This is a genomic window from Blastococcus sp. URHD0036 (assembly GCF_000701365.1).
GTDB lineage: Bacteria > Actinomycetota > Actinomycetes > Mycobacteriales > Geodermatophilaceae > Trujillonella.
Genome location: NZ_JNIK01000008.1, coordinates 1 through 15,592, shown reverse-complemented (window position 1 = coordinate 15,592; position 15,592 = coordinate 1). Strand labels below are relative to the sequence as shown.

General features: G+C 74.8%; 15 protein-coding genes. 4 read left to right on the top strand and 11 right to left on the bottom strand.

The features are described from left to right. The 10 genes from N555_RS0106965 to N555_RS0106920 all read right to left on the bottom strand — a co-directional run. Nucleotides 1-541: acyl-CoA dehydrogenase family protein (locus tag N555_RS0106965; RefSeq protein WP_197028925.1), on the bottom strand; the 541-nt coding region annotated here is incomplete at its 3' end. A 67-nt stretch (nucleotides 542-608) separates the two neighbouring features. Then, on the bottom strand, nucleotides 609-1,022 hold the full coding sequence (locus N555_RS0106960) for an FAD synthase family protein (RefSeq protein ID WP_034509268.1): 414 nt from the start codon (nucleotides 1,020-1,022) through the stop codon (nucleotides 609-611). Then, nucleotides 1,019-1,465 carry a DUF6752 domain-containing protein gene (locus N555_RS0106955; protein WP_156036230.1) on the bottom strand — a complete coding sequence of 149 codons (447 nt, stop codon included), beginning with the start codon at nucleotides 1,463-1,465 and terminating at the stop codon, nucleotides 1,019-1,021. Before N555_RS0106955 ends, N555_RS0106960 begins: the two co-directional genes overlap by 4 nt. Next, on the bottom strand, nucleotides 1,462-3,099 hold the full coding sequence (locus N555_RS0106950) for a hypothetical protein (RefSeq protein WP_029430772.1): 1,638 nt from the start codon (nucleotides 3,097-3,099) through the stop codon (nucleotides 1,462-1,464). The genes N555_RS0106955 and N555_RS0106950 overlap by 4 nt, the downstream gene beginning before the upstream one ends. 164 nt (nucleotides 3,100-3,263) lie before the next feature. After that, a complete protein-coding gene (purE, locus tag N555_RS0106945) occupies nucleotides 3,264-3,752 on the bottom strand; it encodes a 5-(carboxyamino)imidazole ribonucleotide mutase (protein WP_081866049.1) in 489 nt (162 codons plus the stop codon). A 39-nt stretch (nucleotides 3,753-3,791) separates the two neighbouring features. After that, on the bottom strand, nucleotides 3,792-4,997 hold the full coding sequence (locus tag N555_RS0106940) for a 5-(carboxyamino)imidazole ribonucleotide synthase (RefSeq protein ID WP_231502629.1): 1,206 nt from the start codon (nucleotides 4,995-4,997) through the stop codon (nucleotides 3,792-3,794). Between the two features lie 62 nt (nucleotides 4,998-5,059). After that, nucleotides 5,060-8,020 (bottom strand): AAA family ATPase, encoded by a 2,961-nt coding sequence (locus tag N555_RS0106935; protein WP_029430769.1) that lies wholly within the window; start codon nucleotides 8,018-8,020, stop codon nucleotides 5,060-5,062. Next, a complete protein-coding gene (locus N555_RS0106930; protein ID WP_029430768.1) occupies nucleotides 8,017-9,168 on the bottom strand; it encodes an exonuclease SbcCD subunit D in 1,152 nt (383 codons plus the stop codon). Before N555_RS0106930 ends, N555_RS0106935 begins: the two co-directional genes overlap by 4 nt. A gap of 89 nt (nucleotides 9,169-9,257) precedes the next feature. Next, complete coding sequence (locus N555_RS0106925; RefSeq protein ID WP_029430767.1) at nucleotides 9,258-9,818, bottom strand: PH domain-containing protein; 561 nt, start codon at nucleotides 9,816-9,818, stop codon at nucleotides 9,258-9,260. 82 nt (nucleotides 9,819-9,900) lie between these two features. After that, a complete protein-coding gene (locus N555_RS0106920; RefSeq protein ID WP_029430766.1) occupies nucleotides 9,901-10,749 on the bottom strand; it encodes a biotin--[acetyl-CoA-carboxylase] ligase in 849 nt (282 codons plus the stop codon). A gap of 78 nt (nucleotides 10,750-10,827) precedes the next feature. On the opposite strand from N555_RS0106920, the gene N555_RS0106915 reads away from it, so the two are divergent. The 4 genes from N555_RS0106915 (at nucleotide 10,828) to N555_RS0106900 (ending at nucleotide 15,232) form a co-directional block, all read left to right on the top strand. Then, nucleotides 10,828-12,453, top strand: a complete 1,626-nt coding sequence (locus N555_RS0106915) for an acyl-CoA carboxylase subunit beta (RefSeq protein WP_029430765.1) — start codon at nucleotides 10,828-10,830, stop codon at nucleotides 12,451-12,453. After that, nucleotides 12,450-12,692: an acyl-CoA carboxylase subunit epsilon gene (locus tag N555_RS0106910; protein ID WP_034509256.1), complete on the top strand. Its 243-nt coding sequence runs from the start codon at nucleotides 12,450-12,452 to the stop codon at nucleotides 12,690-12,692. Before N555_RS0106915 ends, N555_RS0106910 begins: the two co-directional genes overlap by 4 nt. After that, nucleotides 12,689-13,297, top strand: coding sequence for a Maf family protein (locus N555_RS0106905; protein WP_029430763.1), 609 nt, complete (start codon nucleotides 12,689-12,691; stop codon nucleotides 13,295-13,297). The genes N555_RS0106910 and N555_RS0106905 overlap by 4 nt, the downstream gene beginning before the upstream one ends. A gap of 171 nt (nucleotides 13,298-13,468) precedes the next feature. Further along, on the top strand, nucleotides 13,469-15,232 hold the full coding sequence (locus N555_RS0106900) for an acetyl/propionyl/methylcrotonyl-CoA carboxylase subunit alpha (RefSeq protein ID WP_029430762.1): 1,764 nt from the start codon (nucleotides 13,469-13,471) through the stop codon (nucleotides 15,230-15,232). 57 nt (nucleotides 15,233-15,289) lie between these two features. Here the strand turns inward: N555_RS0106900 and N555_RS25695 are convergent, their stop codons facing one another. Then, entirely contained in the window at nucleotides 15,290-15,535 is a 246-nt protein-coding gene (locus N555_RS25695; RefSeq protein ID WP_255347342.1) for an LGFP repeat-containing protein, read from the bottom strand. Nucleotides 15,536-15,592: the final 57 nt, after the last annotated feature.

Below are 15,592 nucleotides of genomic sequence, written 5' to 3'. Positions count from 1 at the left end.
CCCGCTTCTCCGGGTCGGTGACGGCCATGACCGTGTACCACTCGGAGATCCCCGAGTTGGTGATCCAGGCCTTGGTGCCGTTGAGCACCCAGCTCTCGCCCTCGCGCCGGGCGCGGGTCTTCATCGCGGCGGCGTCGGAGCCGGCCTCCCGCTCGGAGAGCCCGTAGCTGATCATCGCCCGGCCCTCGGCGATCGACGGGAGCACCCGCTGCTTCAGGTCCTCCGACGCCGACAGCAGGATCGGCATCGAGCCGAGCTTGTTCACCGCCGGGATGAGCGAGGCGCTGACGTCGACCCGCGCGACCTCCTCGATGACGATGCAGGTCGCGATCGCGTCGGCGCCCTCACCGCCGTAGGCCTCGGGGATGTGCGTGGCGTGGAAGCCCGCCGCCGTCAGCGCCTTCTGCGCCTCGATCGGGTAGCGCGACTCCGCGTCCACCTCGGCGGCGAACGGCTTGATCTCCCGCTCGGCGATGTCGCGGACGGCGGCCCGGATCGCGTCGTGGTCCTCGGTCAGCTGGTACAGCCCGGTGGTGCTCACACCATCGATGCTAGGACGTCCACGCACCGGCACGGGCGCTCGCCCCGCGAAGTCAGCTGCGGTCCGCTCAGGTCTCGCCGCGTATCTGCTCGATGATCGCGGTCGTCGACACGCTCGGCGTGCGTGGCAGGTACCGGACCTCGCACACGTCGGACAGGTGATCGAACCGGCCAGTCCAATCGTCGCCCATGACAAGCACGTCTGCCCCCTGCTCGACCAGGTACTCCCGCTTCGCCTCGAGACTGCGCTCAACGAAGACACCCGCCACGCAGCGCAACGCGCGGACGATGGCCATGCGGTCGGCCAGCGCATATACGGGCGCCCGCCCCTTCTTGGCCTCGTTGAGCTCATCAGAGCTGATCCCGACGACGAGCTCGTCCCCGAGCGCCGCGGCCCGCTCGAGCAGGCGCAGGTGGCCGGAGTGGAAGACGTCGAAGGTCCCGAAGGTGAGCACCCGAACCCCGTCGTGCCGGGAGGTCACCGGGTGTCCGGGCGCAGCCTGCGCAGCACGGCCGGGTCCACCTCCCGGTCGTGCAGCGGCAGCACCAGCTCGATGACGAGGTCGGTGAGCTCGGCGACGCGCAGGTGCAGCCGGCGCTCCTCCCGCAGCCCGTCCCGTAACCGGTCGACCTCCGCGACCAGCCCACCGTCCCGCGCGTCGGCCGGCCCGTCGAGGCACCGCTCCGTCCGCCCGGCACGCTCCTCCAGCTCGGCCAGCCGCCGCTCGGTCGCCAACAACCGGTCCAGCAGCTCGGCGTTCTCCCGGCGCAGCTGCTCGTCCTCCGCGCGGAGGCGGTCGAACTCGTCCTGCAGGCCGCGCAGCTGCCCCTCCAGCTCCAAGCCGGCGGGCGCCAGGGCACGACGCACCAGCCGGGCGGGACCCGCCAGAGCCGATCGCGGGGTGCTGGGGTCGGGTGTCGTCATCGGGACCTCCGTCGGAACGTCGTCCGCCACAGCTCCGTGAGCACCTCGTCCGGAGCGTCGAACCAGGTGAGGGGCTCGACGCATCGCGTGGCCTCGTCGAGGACCAGGCCGTGTCGAGCGGCCTCCTCCACGACGCCGTCGAGCGAGAGGTGACGGTGCGGGGCGATACCGGGGTAACTCGTATCGGCCACCAGGTCGAAGTGGGCTGCGCCGCCGCGGCGCAGCAGCATGCCGCAGAGGCGGAACACGTTGTCCCGGCCGCGGTCCTCGAGGGCGTTGAGCAGCCGTCGCCCCAAGACGGTCCAGGGGCCGGGCCGGGCGGCCGCCTCCGCACCGAGCCGGACGACGGCGCGGGTGTCGAGGAGGTTGAGCAGGTCGACGGTCACGTCGAGGCCCCGTTCGAGCAGCGCCTCCCGCGCGATGTCGATCGCAGGCGAGGAGAAGTCGACCGCCCGCACGGTACGCCCCGTGGCACCGAGGGCCAGGGCGTCCCCGCCGAGCCCGCAGCCCAATTCCAGCAGGGCCGTCCCCGCCGGCGTCCGGGTGTCCACCCAGCGGGCGAACGCGCTCATCGCCTCGTCCGGGCGCGGCGTCCGCGGCGCGAGCAGGACCTCGGCTCCCCAGTCCTCGCGCTCCACGTTGTAGTCGGCGAACCAGCCGTAGAAGCGGTCCGCCGTCTCCGGCGGGATGTCGAAGACGTACGCGGGGTCCGGCACGGCCCACCCGGGACCGAAGAGCTCGTGCAGCATGCGCTCGGCGTTCCGGGGTGCGGGCTCAGGCCGGCCCTCGACCATGACGACCGACGGGGGCAGGAGGTCGTCCTCTCCCGCCACCGTGCGGATCGGGAAGTGCTGGAACCAGCGCCCGTCCAGCAGGAAGCCGGTGAAGACGTCGACGTAGTGGTCCGGGACGCCGCCGCGGCTGAAGGGCATCTGCAGATGGCCGACCGACAGCCGGCGGACCTCGTAGCCTGCCTCGCGCAGGAGACGCCCCAGCTCGAAGCTCTCCAAGGCGACGTCCGCCGGGTGCGCGAGCCTGCTCAGGTACGCGAGGTCGGCGTCGTCATCGTGCGGCAGCACGTGCCCCTCCTCGCGGACGGGGCCCAGGAGCGTGCCGCCGGTGACGTACACCCGGTCCCCGAGACGGGCCTGCAGCACGTCTCGGATGCCGTCCATGGAATCGAGCATCCGCTGGACCATGCCGGGGTCGGCGTCGGCGATCGCGTGCCCCATGTGACCCCACTTGTTGACCACGAGGGGCCGGCCAAACCGATCGGCCAGCCGCATCGGCCCCGGGTTGCCGTCCAGGCTGACCGTCGCCGTCGCCGTCGCCGTCGGCGTCGGCGTCGTCGCCGGACCATCACCGTCGACCTCCACCACCCGGAGGGCGACCTCGAACGTCCCTTGCAGGTAGGTCACGAGAGCCGGCGGCCACGGCTCGAAGCGCACCACTCCGCCGTGGGGCCGTTCCGTCGGCACACCCTCGGGGACGGCGCGGTCGTTCTCGCGAAAGGACCAGACACGGCGCCCATCCAGCAGGACGTCGATGACCCGATCCGACGCCTCGGTCACCTCGTAGACGAGACCCGCACGCAACGGCCAGACGGCGTAGACGCCCTCTGCCCTCTGCGTCATAGCTGGAGAAGCCCCCGCGGAGATCAATTGAGAGAGCGCCTGAGACTCGCACGACGAGAGGCGCGCCGACGCCGAGCCGCTGTGCGGCCGACCCGGTGAAGCTACCAGCGTCCCTCCGCGAGGCTGTGCGTCCCGGGGGCCGCTGCCGGTCCCGCAGACGTCACTCAGTCGAGGGCCGTGTCAGTCGCGAGCCGGTCCTGCAGAGCCGCGTCACGGGCGAGCACCGACTCGGCGAGGTCGGCCTGGAACCGCTCGACGGCCGCCCGCAACGTGTCGTCGGAGGCGGCGAGAATGCGGACCGCGAGCAGGCCGGCGTTGCGGCCGCCGCCGATCGAGACGGTCGCCACCGGCACGCCGGCCGGCATCTGCACGATCGACAGCAGGCTGTCCAGGCCGTCGAGCCGGTCCAGCGGGCGGGGCACGCCGATCACCGGCAGCGGTGTCGCCGCGGCGACCATCCCCGGCAGGTGCGCCGCTCCCCCGGCGCCGGCGATCACCACGCGCAGGCCCCGGCCGGCCGCCGACTCGGCGTAGTCGAGCATCCGGCGCGGCGTGCGGTGCGCGGAGACGACGTGCACCTCGTGCGGGACGCCGAACTCGGCCAGCGCCTCGGCGGCCGGCTGCATCATCGGCCAGTCCGAGTCGCTGCCCATGACGATGCCGACGACGGGACCGGCGGGCTGCTCTGCCACTCAGTGCTCCTCGGGGAACGCGAAGGCGGGGTCGACGACGCCGTCGGCCAGGTAGCGGGCGGCGGCCACGGCCCTGGCGCGCACCTCGGCGAGGTCGTCGCCCAGGGCGGTCACGTGACCGAGCTTGCGGCCACGGCGCTGCCCCTTGCCGTACCAGTGCAGCTTCACGTCGGGCCAGTGCGCCATGAGGTGGTGCACCCGCTCGTCCAGCGGCGGTCCGGACCAGTCGGGCTCGGCCGCGTCGCCACCGAGGACGTTGGCCATGACCACGACCGGGGCCGTCATCGCCGTCGACCCCAGCGGGTAGTCGAGGACGGCGCGCAGGTGCTGCTCGAACTGGCTGGTCCGCGCCCCCTCGATGGTCCAGTGCCCGGAGTTGTGCGGGCGCATGGCCAGTTCGTTGACGACGACGCCGTCGGGGGTCTGGAACAGCTCGACGGCCAGCAGCCCGACCACGCCCAGCCGCGTGGCGATCCGGATGGCGAGCTCCTGGGCGGCGGTGGCCGTCTCCTCGTCGAGGCCGGGCGCGGGGGCGAGCACCTCGGTGTTGATCCCGTCGCGCTGGACCGTCTCGACCACCGGCCAGACCGCCACCTGCCCGAACGGGGAGCGCGCGACCTGGACGGCGAGCTCGCGGACCATGTCGACCCGCTCCTCGGCGAGCAGCCGGCCGTGCTCGGCCAGCAGTGCCAGGGCCTCGTCGAGCTCGTCGACCACGAACACCCCGCGGCCGTCGTAGCCGCCGCGCGGGGGCTTGAGCACGATCGGCCAGCCGGTGGCGCCGGCGAAGTCGGCGATGCCGGTGCCGGTGGTCACCTCGGCCCAGGCCGGCTGGGGCTCGCCCGTCTCGGCCAGGGCGTGCCGCAGGACCAGCTTGTCCTGCGCGTGCACCAGGGCCGCCGAGCCGGGCGCGACACGGACCCCCTCGGCCTCCAGCGTCTGCAGGTGGTCGGTGGGCACGTGCTCGTGGTCGAACGTGACGACCGTGGCACCCGCCGCGGCCGCCCGCAGGGCCTCGAGGTCGCGGTGGTCGCCCAGCCGGACGTCGGCCGCGACGAGGGCGGCGGACTCGCCGGGGTCGGTCGCCAGCACCCGCAGCGACTGGCCGAGGGCGATCGCGGCCTGGTGGGTCATCCGGGCCAGCTGCCCGCCACCCACCATCACGACGACGGGGAGGCCGGTGCGGGGGTCCAGGGTGCCGGCCATCGGTCGGGGAGCCTACTGCGGGCCCGATCCCCCTCCGGCACGCCCGCCCCGGGGGCCCGTGCTCAGCCGGCGAGCCGCGAGCCGGTCCGGCCGGTGACGACCTCGAGCCGGGTGGGGATGCGGGTGCGCAGCTCCTCGACGTGGCTGATGACGCCGACCGTCCGGCCACCCCGGCGCATTTCGTCCAGGACGTCCATCACCGCGTCGAGCGCGACGGCGTCGAGGGTGCCGAACCCCTCGTCGACGAAGAGCGTGTCCATCTGCACCCCGCCGCTCTCGGCGGTCACCACGTCGGCCAGCCCGAGGGCCAGGGCCAGCGAGGCCATGAAGCTCTCGCCGCCGGAGAGGGTCTTGGTGGGGCGCAGGGTGCCGGTGTACTCGTCGAACACCTCGAGCCCGAGGCCACCGCGGGCGCCGTGGCGGCCCTGCGCGTCGCTGTGCCGGAACGTGAAGCGGTCGCCCGACATCTCCAGCAGCCGCCGGCTGGCGACCTCGGCCACCTGCTCGAGCCGGGCGGCGAGCACGAAGGACTGCAGCCGCATCCGCAGCGTGTTGGCGCCGCGGCCGTTCACCAGGTCGGCCAGACCGGCGACCTGTTCGGCCACCGTGCGCCGCTCGTAGAGGCGGACCTCCGCGGCGACCACGTCACCGGCGAGTGCGTCCAGGTCGGAGCTGCGTCGGCGGGCGCGGTCGAGCGCGGCGACGGCCTCCTCGCGTGCCGCGGTCGACTGCGCGCACCGGGCCTCCACCTCGGTCAGGTCGGGTGCGGGGGCGAGGTCGGCCAGCTCCGGGTCGGCGAGCACGCCCTGCACCGCCTGCCGGGCCCGCTCGTGGGCGGCGATGCGCTCCTCCGCCTCGGCGAGCTCCACCGGCTCCAGGAGCGCGCCGGCCGCGGCGAGCACGTCGGCGAAACCGGCGCCGGCGGCCCGCTCCTCGGCGGTGCGCCGTGCGGCGTCAGCGGCGACGCGGGCCCGCAGCTCGGCGGCCTCGGCGTCGAGCACCGCCTCGCAGCGTTCCGCGGCGGTCGTCAGCCGGCGCGCGCGGCTGACGAGGTCCGGGTCGTCCCCGCGGACGGCGTCCAGCCGCAGGGTCAGGGCGGCCAGCTCCGCCTCGTGCGCGGTGCGCTCGGCGGCCCGGCTGCCCAGCTCCTCGCGGTCGGCCGCCAGCCGCAGGGTGAGTGCGTCCCTCTCCTCGGTCAGCGCGGCCAGCCGGGTACGGGCGGCGGGCAGCTCGCCCGCGGCGGCACGGACCCGCGTCAGCTCCCGCTCGGCGTCGGCGGCGGCCAACTCCAGCTCGGCCGGCTCCCGCTCACCGGACCGCGCCCGCAGCACGGCCAGCTCGCGGGCCAGCTGCTCCACGGCGGCGGTGGCCGCGGTGACCGCGCCCTCGGCCGCCTCGACGGCCTCGCGCGACCGGTCCTCGTCGGCGGCGGACACCGCCGGCCCGGCCGCGGTGGCCGGCCGGGGGTGCTCGACCGCGCCGCAGACGGGGCAGTCGACGCCGTCGGTGAGCCCGGCGGCGAGCTCGGCGGCCATGCCCTCGAGCCGGCGGGTGCGGACGTCGAGCAGCTCCTCCCGTGCGCCCAGCCAGCGTTCGCGGGCGGCGTCGGCGGTGGCCCGGGCGCGGCCCAGCCGGGTCGTCAGCCGGTCGGCGTCGCGGCCGGCCGCCAGAGCTGCGCGTGCGGTCTCCGCCTCGGCGGTCCGGCCGGGGAGTTCGGCCGCGGCGGCAGCAGCGGCGTCCACGCGGGCCTGTGCGCCGGCGATCGCCTGCGGCATCCCGCCGAGGCCCTCCTCGGCGGCGGCGCAGCGCCGGGTGAGGCGGGCGGTCTCGGCCGCCAGGCCGGTGAGCCGCTCCTCCAGCTCGGCGGCGCGCCCGGCCTGGGGCTGCAGCGCCCGCGCCTCGGCGGCCGAGTCGCGCAGCCGGCGGGCCAGATCGGTGGCCGGCAGCTCCTCCTGGCCGGTGGCCGCCCAGGCCCGGCCGGCGGTGGCCAGCGCGGCCTCGGCGGTCTCCGCGTCGTGGGCCGCCCGCGCGGCGGCGAGCAGCACCTCGCGCAGTGTCTCGGCGCGGCGACCGGCGTCCAGTCGCGTGCGCACCGGCGCCAGCGCCGGCTCGGCCGCCGCCAGCCGGCGCAGTTCCTGCTCCGCCCGGGCGCGCCGGGTGTGCCGGTCGGCCAGCAGACGGGCGGCCGCGAGCTCCTGGCTCGCGGTGGTCGCGCCGGCCGCGGCGGCGTCGGCGGCCTCCCCGGCGGTGGTCAGCTCCGCGGTGGCGCGGCCGCGCAGCCGGGTCACCCAGGCGTCGACCGGCGCACCAGGCGAGGCGCCGACCAGCTCCGGGACCAGCTCCTCGGGCACGTCGGCGTCGGCGGTCTGCGCGACCCGGGCCAGCAGGGTGGACAGCTGCAGGCGCTCCTCCCGGACCGCCTCCTCCGCGCCCCGCCGTTCACCGGCGAGCCAGTCCTCGACGCGGGCGAACCGGCCCACGTCGAACAGCGTGCGGAGCAGGTCGGCCCGGCGCTCCGGCTCGGCCCGCAGGAAGCGCGCGAAGTCGCCCTGAGGCAGCAGCACCACCTGGCAGAACTGGTGGACGTCGAGGCCGAGCCGCAGCCGCAGGTGCTCGGCTCCCTCGTCGATCCGGGTGCTCACGGCCTCCCAGCCCTCGGGCCCCCGCCGCTGCACGACGAGCCGGGCCGGCTCGGTGGTCGTCCCGGTGCCGCGCTTCTTCGGTCGGGTCTGCTCCGGCCGTCGGGTGACGAGCAGCCGCTCACCGCCGAGGGTGAGCTCGCAGCTGACCTCGGTACGGACACCGGGATCGGCGTGGTCGCTGCGGAGCCGCTTCTCCTCGCCGCGCGCGCCGGGCACGGTGCCGTAGAGGGCGAACACCACGGCGTCGAGCAGCGTCGTCTTCCCCGAGCCGGTGGGCCCCCAGAGCAGGAACAGCCCGTCGCGGGACACCTGGTCGAGGTCGACGACCTCGGTGCCCGGGAAGGGCCCGAAGGCGGTCAGCGAGAGCCGGTGCAGCCTCACCCGGCGACCTCCTCGCGGGCGGCCGCCGCGAGGGCCCGGCCGAGCAGTTCCCGCTCGGCGGTGGTGACGCCCACGCCGCCGCGGACGTGGCTGACGAACTCGCCGACCACCGCGGCGTCGTCGCGGCCGGCCAGCCGCTCGGTGTAGCTGCGGCCGTCGGTCGCCCGGCCGCTGCCGGTCCACTCCAGATGAGCGCAGTGGGGGAAGCGCACCTGCAGCCGGCGCATCGGGTCGGCGGGCCGGACCGGGTCGGTCAGCCGGGCGCTGACGAAGGCCCCCTCGGCGTCGGCGTACGCGGCGTCGGTCAGCAGCGCGTCGAGGGTGCCGGTGAGCACGACGAGCGGCCGCGGCACCGGCAGCGGGACCGCCCGCACCCCGGCCAGGCCGGTGGCGTCGAGGTCGACCAGCCAGACCTGCTTCTGGTGCCCGGCCTCGCCGAAGGAGTAGGCCAGCGGGGAGCCGCTGTAGCGCAGCCGCTCGGTGAGGGTCTGCGGGCGGTGCAGGTGGCCCAGCGCGACGTAGTCGACTCCGTCGAACACCGGCACGGGCACCCGGTCCACGCCACCCACGGCGATGTCGCGCTCGCTCTCGCTGGGCATCCCGCCGCCGACGAAGGCGTGCGCGAGCACCACCGACCGGGTGCCCGGCCGCATGTACAGGTCGGCCCGGACCCGCTCCATGGCCGCCGTGAGCACCGCCTCGTGGGACCGGGCCCCGCCCACGCCCAGCTCGTCGTGGGCGAACTCCGGCTCGAGGTAGGGCAGGCAGTACACGGCCACGTCGCCGTGCTCGTCGGCCAGCAGCACCGGCTCGTCGAGCTCCGCCGTCGTCGTCCGCACGTGCAGGCCGGCGGCGGCCAGCAGGCCGGAGAACGTGCCCAGCCGGCGGGCCGAGTCGTGGTTGCCCGGGGTGAGCACGACCGTGGCCCCGGCGCGGCGCAGCCGGCCGACGACGCGGTCCAGCACGGCCTGCGCGTCGGCCGAGGGCACGGCGCGGTCGTAGACGTCGCCGGCGACGACCACGACGTCGACGCCCTCGGCGGCCACGATGCCGGCCAGCCCGCTCAGCACCGTCTCCTGCTCACGCAGGAGGTCGGTGCCGTGCAGCGACCGCCCCACGTGCCAGTCGGAGGTGTGCAGCAGCCGCATGGACCGGGACGGTAGGTCGGCCCACCGACAGAACCGGCCAGGCTCGCCGTGACCGATCCGTCACACCCGGTACGGGAGGCCGGGCGGCATCAGTGCGTCGGTGCCCCGTAGGCCTGGTCGTCGCCGCGCAGGAAGCCGGCGTTCTCCCGGCCGCGCCGGTCGGCGTCCTCCTCGATCATGTGGTTGAGGAGCTGCTGGATGCCGTCGCTGTCGGGGATCTGCCGCAGCACCGTGGCGCCGCTGTCGCCGGCGGACTCGATGGTGATCGTCCCCGACTGGATCAGCCGCTCCCAGATGTTCTGGCTGTAGGAGACGTCGGTGATCCGGGACAGGCCGATGTCGCGGCCCTTGCGGGCGAGGATGCCCTCGCGGAACAGCAGCCGGTGGGTGGTGACGACGTAGTGCGTCGTCCGCCAGCGCAGCAGCGGCACCAGCACGAAGCCGATCAGCAGCAGGACGCCGACGCCCGCGATCAGGAGCCGGTAGGTGCCGGCCCGGTCGGCGTCGGAGTCCACGAGCGCCGCACCGAAGGACGCACCGCCCACGATGAGCAGCAGGAAGAGCACCGGCCAGAAGACGGTCAGCCAGTGCGGGTGCAGGTGGCGCACGACCTCTTCGTCGGAGGCCAGCAGCTTGTCGGGGTAGCCCATGGCCGACAGGGTGACGCAGGTCAGGGCCGAGCGGGAGCCCCGGGTGCGCGGCGCGCCCGGATCCGTCCCACGGGTCCCAGGGTCACCGGGCGCTCCGCACGTGGCGGACGTCGCCGCTGGCCAGCTCCACCGTGCCGCCCGGCGTGCGGACGACGAGCCGGCCGTCCCAGTCCACCGCCTCGGCGACCCCGTCGAGGCGGCTGCCGTCGGGCAGGGACACGGCGACCTCCGTGCCGACCGTGGCGCACCACGAGAGGTAGTCGTGCGCGAGGCCGCTCTGCACCGGGTCGCCGAGCACCGCCGTCCACGCGAGGTAGCGGCGCTCCAGCGCCCGCAGGAACTCCAGCAGCACCGGCGCCCGGTCGACCGTGCGGCCGACCTCCATGGCCAGGGACGACGCCCCCTCGGGCAGCTCGTCCGGCCGGGTGGAGACGTTCAGGCCCACGCCGACCACCACCGCGCCGCCGGGCACGGCCTCGGCGAGGATCCCGGCCAGCTTGCTGCCGTCGGCGGCCAGCAGGTCGTTGGGCCACTTCAGCGCCGTCCGGCAGCCGGGCACCGCGCCGACCGCCTCGGCGAGCGCGACACCGGTCAGCAGCGGCAGCCACCCGCGGCGCGCGGCGGGGACGTCGGGGCGCAGCAGCACGGAGACGGTCAGCCCGGCCCGGGGCGGGGAGGTCCAGACGCGGTCCAGCCGCCCGCGGCCCGCCTCCTGGTGCTCGGCCACGAGGACCGTCCCCTCGGGGGCCTCCTCCCCCGCGGCCGCGACGAGGGCGGCGTTGGTCGAGCCGATCGACCCGACCACCTCCACCGACCGCCACAACCGGCTCTCGCGGGTCAGCGCGGCGCCGAGCGCGGCGCCGTCCAGGGCGGGCCGTTCGAGGTCCGACCAGCGCGACTCCGACGGTGACGACGAGGGGTCTCCGGGCACTCCCCTACGCTACGGCCGCGAGCCCGGCCGCTCCCTGGAGCAGGCCGGCCTGATTCCCGAGCAGAGCGAGGCAGGTCTGTGAGCGCGGCTGAACTGGAGAGCGCGGGCGACAGCGTCCCCGGCGACATCGACATCCACACCACCGCCGGCAAGCTGGCGGACTTCGAGCGGCGGGTCCAGGAGGCCACGCACGCCGGCTCCGAGCGCGCGGTGGAGAAGCAGCACGCCGCGGGGAAGATGACCGCGCGCGAGCGGATCGAGGCGCTGCTGGACCCGGGCTCGTTCACCGAGCTCGACGAGTTCGCCCGCCACCGCTCGACGAACTTCGGCATGGACGCCAAGCGCCCGTTCGGCGACGGCGTCGTCACCGGGTACGGCACCGTCGACGGCCGCCCGGTCTGCGTCTTCTCCCAGGACGTCACCGTCTTCGGCGGCAGCCTCGGCGAGGTCTACGGCGAGAAGATCGTCAAGGTCCTCGACCTGGCCATCCGGAACGGCTGCCCGGTCATCGGGATCAACGAGGGCGGCGGCGCGCGGATCCAGGAGGGCGTGGTCTCCCTCGGCCTCTACGGCGAGATCTTCCAGCGCAACGTGCACGCCTCCGGCGTGATCCCGCAGATCTCCCTGGTGATGGGCGCGGCGGCCGGAGGGCACGTCTACTCCCCCGCGCTCACCGACTTCATCGTGATGGTCGACCAGACCAGCCAGATGTTCATCACCGGGCCCGACGTGGTGAAGACCGTGACCGGCGAGGAGGTCACGCTCGAGGAGCTCGGCGGCGCCCGCACGCACAACACGAAGTCCGGCGTCGCGCACTACATGGCCGAGGACGAGACGGACGCGCTGGACTACGTCAAGGCGCTGCTGTCCTACCTGCCGAGCAACAACCTCGACCCGCTGCCGGCCATCGAGGTCGGGCCGGTCGACGCCACCCCCGACGGCGTGTCCGACGACGACCGGGAGCTCGACACCGTCATCCCGGACTCGGCGAACACGCCCTACGACATGCACGGTGTGCTCGAGCACGTGCTCGACGACGGCGAGTTCCTCGAGGTCCAGCCGCTGTTCGCGCCGAACATCCTCATCGGCTTCGGCCGCGTGGAGGGCCGCCCGGTCGGCGTCGTGGCCAACCAGCCGACCCAGTTCGCCGGCACGCTCGACATCGACGCCAGCGAGAAGGCCGCCCGGTTCGTGCGCACCTGCGACGCGTTCAACATCCCGGTGCTGACCTTCGTCGACGTGCCCGGCTTCCTGCCCGGCACCTCGCAGGAGTGGGAGGGCATCATCCGCCGCGGCGCGAAGCTCATCTACGCCTACGCCGAGGCGACCGTCCCGAAGATCACCGTGATCACCCGCAAGGCCTACGGCGGCGCCTACGACGTCATGGGGTCCAAGCACCTCGGCGCCGACCTGAACCTGGCCTGGCCGACGGCGCAGATCGCCGTGGTCGGCGCCCAGGGCGCGGTCAACATCCTGTACCGGCGCGAGCTCGCCGACTCCCCGGACGCCGACGCCCGCCGGGCCGAGCTGATGACGGACTACGAGGACACGCTCCTCAACCCCTACGTCGCCGCCGACCGCGGCTACATCGACCAGGTGATCCGCCCCTCGGAGACCCGCGTCGAGATCACCAAGGCGCTCCGGCTGCTCGCCAACAAGCGCCAGACGCTGCCGCCGAAGAAGCACGGGAACATCCCGCTGTGACCGAGCCGACCGAGCAGCCGCAGCAGGCGGCGCAGCGTCCGCTGCTGCGGGTCGTGCGGGGCGAGCCCACCGCCGAGGAGCTCGCCGCCCTGACCGTCGTCGTGGCCGCGCTCGCCTCGCGGGGCGGGACCCGTCGCCGGCCCCGCCCGGTCGGCGCGTGGGCCTCGCCGGCGCGCACGCACCGCCGTCCCCTCCAGGCCGGCCCGGGCGGCTGGCAGGCGGCCGGGCGGCCGGCATGAGCGACCTGCGCCGGCTGGTGCTCGCGTCGGCGTCCCCGGCGCGGCTGGCACTGCTGCGCCAGGCGGGCCTGTCGCCCGAGGTGGTCGTCAGCGACGTCGACGAGTCCACGGTGACCGCTCCCCGGGTCGCCGAGCGCGTCGCGCTGCTGGCGGCGGCCAAGGCGACGGCGGTGGCCGACCGCGAGACCGACGCCCTGGTGATCGGGGCCGACTCGCTGCTGGAGTTCCGCGGGGAGGCCATGGGCAAGCCGGCCGGCGTGCACGAGGCCCGGGACCGCTGGCAGCGCATGGGCGGTCACTCCGGTGTGCTGCACACCGGCCAGGCCCTGTTCGACGTCCAAGACGGCGCCGTGGTCGGCCGGGACGTCGTCGTCGTCTCGACCACCGTGCACTTCGCCCGGCCGACGTCGGCCGAGCTGGAGGCCTACCTCGCCACCGGCGAGCCGCTGGCCGTGGCCGGCGCCTTCACCCTCGACGGGCTCGGCGCGTCGTTCGTCCGCCGGGTCGACGGCGATCCGGCGTCGGTCGTGGGGTTGTCCCTGGCCACGCTGCGCAACCAGCTGGCGGCGCGCGACGTGGCGGTCACCGACCTCTGGCAGCGCTGACCTCCCGCGCGACGGCCCCGCCGGTGCGGGGGTGTCCGCTCGCCCGGGCTGCGCACGCGATGCGCCGCACGCCCGGGGTGCCCCCTCCGGGCGGGGGCGGCCGGGCCTCGGCGCAGCAGTCCGCGGGCGACTGACTATTGTCCGGTCGGTCCACTGAGAGGGAGTACGCCAGTGCAGAAGGTCCTGATCGCCAACCGCGGGGAGATCGCCGTCCGCGTCGCGCGAGCCTGCAAGGACGCGGGGCTCACCAGCGTCGCGGTCTACGCCGAGCCCGACCGGGACGCCCTGCACGTGCGCACCGCCGACGAGGCGTTCGCCCTCGGCGGGACGACGCCGGGCGACTCCTACCTCGTGATCGAGAAGATCCTCGACGCCGCCAAGCAATCAGGCGCGGACGCGATCCACCCGGGCTACGGGTTCCTCTCCGAGAACGCCGACTTCGCCCAGGCCGTGATCGACGCCGGGCTCACCTGGATCGGGCCCTCGCCGCAGGCGATCATCGACCTCGGGGACAAGGTCGCCGCCCGCCACATCGCCATGAAGGCCGGCGCCCCCCTGGTGCCCGGCACCAAGGACCCGGTCGGCGGTGCCGACGAGGTCGTCGCGTTCGCGGAGGAGCACGGCCTCCCCGTGGCCATCAAGGCCGCGTTCGGCGGTGGCGGTCGCGGGCTCAAGGTCGCCCGCACCATCGAGGAGATCCCTGAGCTGTTCGACTCCGCCGTCCGCGAGGCCGTCTCGGCCTTCGGCCGCGGCGAGTGCTTCGTCGAGCGGTTCCTGGACAAGCCCCGGCACGTCGAGGCGCAGGTCCTCGCCGACACCCACGGCAACGTGATCGTCGTCGGCACCCGCGACTGCTCCCTGCAGCGGCGCAACCAGAAGCTCGTCGAGGAGGCGCCCGCGCCGTTCCTCACCGACGAGCAGCGGGCCCGGATCCACGAGTCGGCGAAGGCCATCTGCAAGGGCGCCGGCTACCACGGCGCGGGCACGGTGGAGTACCTCGTCGGCGTCGACGGCTCGATCTCCTTCCTCGAGGTCAACACCCGGCTGCAGGTGGAGCACCCCGTCAGCGAGGAGACCAGCGGCCTGGACCTGGTCCGCGAGCAGTTCCGCATCGCCGAGGGCCTCCCGCTGGAGATCACCGAGGACCCCACGCCCCGCGGCCACAGCATCGAGTTCCGCATCAACGCCGAGGACGCCGGCCGCAACTTCATGCCGGCCCCCGGCCCCGTGGAGCGGCTCGAGATCCCGCAGGGCCCCGGCGTCCGCTGGGACTCCGGCGTGGAGACCGGTGGCGAGGTCGCCGGCGCGTTCGACTCGATGCTGGCCAAGCTGATCGTCACCGGCGCCACCCGCGAGGAGGCCCTCCGGCGGGCCGCCCGCGCGCTGGACGAGCTGGTGGTCGAGGGCATGCCGACGGTCATCCCGTTCCACCGCGCCGTCGTCCGCGACCCGGCCTTCACCAGCGAGCCGTTCAGCGTGCACACCCGGTGGATCGAGACCGAGTGGGACAACCAGGTGCCGCCGTACTCGGCCGCGCCCGTCGACGGCGAGGAGCCGCAGGAGCGGCAGACGGTCGTCGTCGAGGTCGGCGGCCGCCGGCTCGAGGTGTCCCTCCCGGCCGGTCTTGCGCTCGGTGGCGGCGCTCCGGTCGCGGCCGGTGGTGGCGCGAAGCCGCGCAAGCGCGGCGGCGGCTCCGGCGGCTCCGCCGCGTCCGGCGACTCCCTGACCTCCCCGATGCAGGGCACGATCGTCAAGGTGGCCGTCGAGGACGGCGCCACGGTCGAGGCCGGTGACCTGGTCGTCGTCCTCGAGGCGATGAAGATGGAGCAGCCCATCACCGCTCACAAGGCCGGCACCGTGACCGGCCTGTCGGCCGAGGTCGGCGCCACCGTCACCAGCGGTGCGGTCATCTGCACGATCGCCGACGCCGAGTAGTCCCGCTCGAGCAGGAGGGGCTCGGCACCGCGCAACGCGGTGCCGAGCCCCTTGTCGTCAACGCAAGACGGTGGCGGACAGCCGCCCGCCCTGGAAGTCCTGGTAGCAGGCACCGGTGTCGCGGCAGACCTGCGGCCGAACCGGGTAGCCCAGCGGCCCGAACTCCCAGCCCGACGCGGCCCACCGGTCACGAATTGGGCCGGAAACCGCCCACGCACCCGCCCCAGGCGACCAGTACACCGACCCACCCCGGAAGTGCTGGAAACAACCGCCGTCCCGCAACCCGCACACCGTTTCGGCCACCGGGTACCCCAGCGGCCCAGTCTCCCAGCCCGACGCGGCCCACCGGTCACGAATTGG

Bases quoted from the DNA above. Each gene is read 5' to 3' on its own strand.
- N555_RS0106955 (WP_156036230.1), bottom strand. From the start codon at position 1,465: ATGACGACACCCGACCCCAGCACCCCGCGATCGGCTCTGGCGGGTCCC.
- N555_RS0106950 (WP_029430772.1), bottom strand. From the start codon at position 3,099: ATGACGCAGAGGGCAGAGGGCGTCTACGCCGTCTGGCCGTTGCGTGCG.
- purE (WP_081866049.1), bottom strand. From the start codon at position 3,752: ATGGGCAGCGACTCGGACTGGCCGATGATGCAGCCGGCCGCCGAGGCG.
- N555_RS0106940 (WP_231502629.1), bottom strand. From the start codon at position 4,997: ATGGCCGGCACCCTGGACCCCCGCACCGGCCTCCCCGTCGTCGTGATG.
- N555_RS0106930 (WP_029430768.1), bottom strand. From the start codon at position 9,168: ATGCGGCTGCTGCACACCTCCGACTGGCACGTGGGGCGGTCGCTGCAC.
- N555_RS0106925 (WP_029430767.1), bottom strand. From the start codon at position 9,818: ATGGGCTACCCCGACAAGCTGCTGGCCTCCGACGAAGAGGTCGTGCGC.
- N555_RS0106905 (WP_029430763.1), top strand. From the start codon at position 12,689: ATGAGCGACCTGCGCCGGCTGGTGCTCGCGTCGGCGTCCCCGGCGCGG.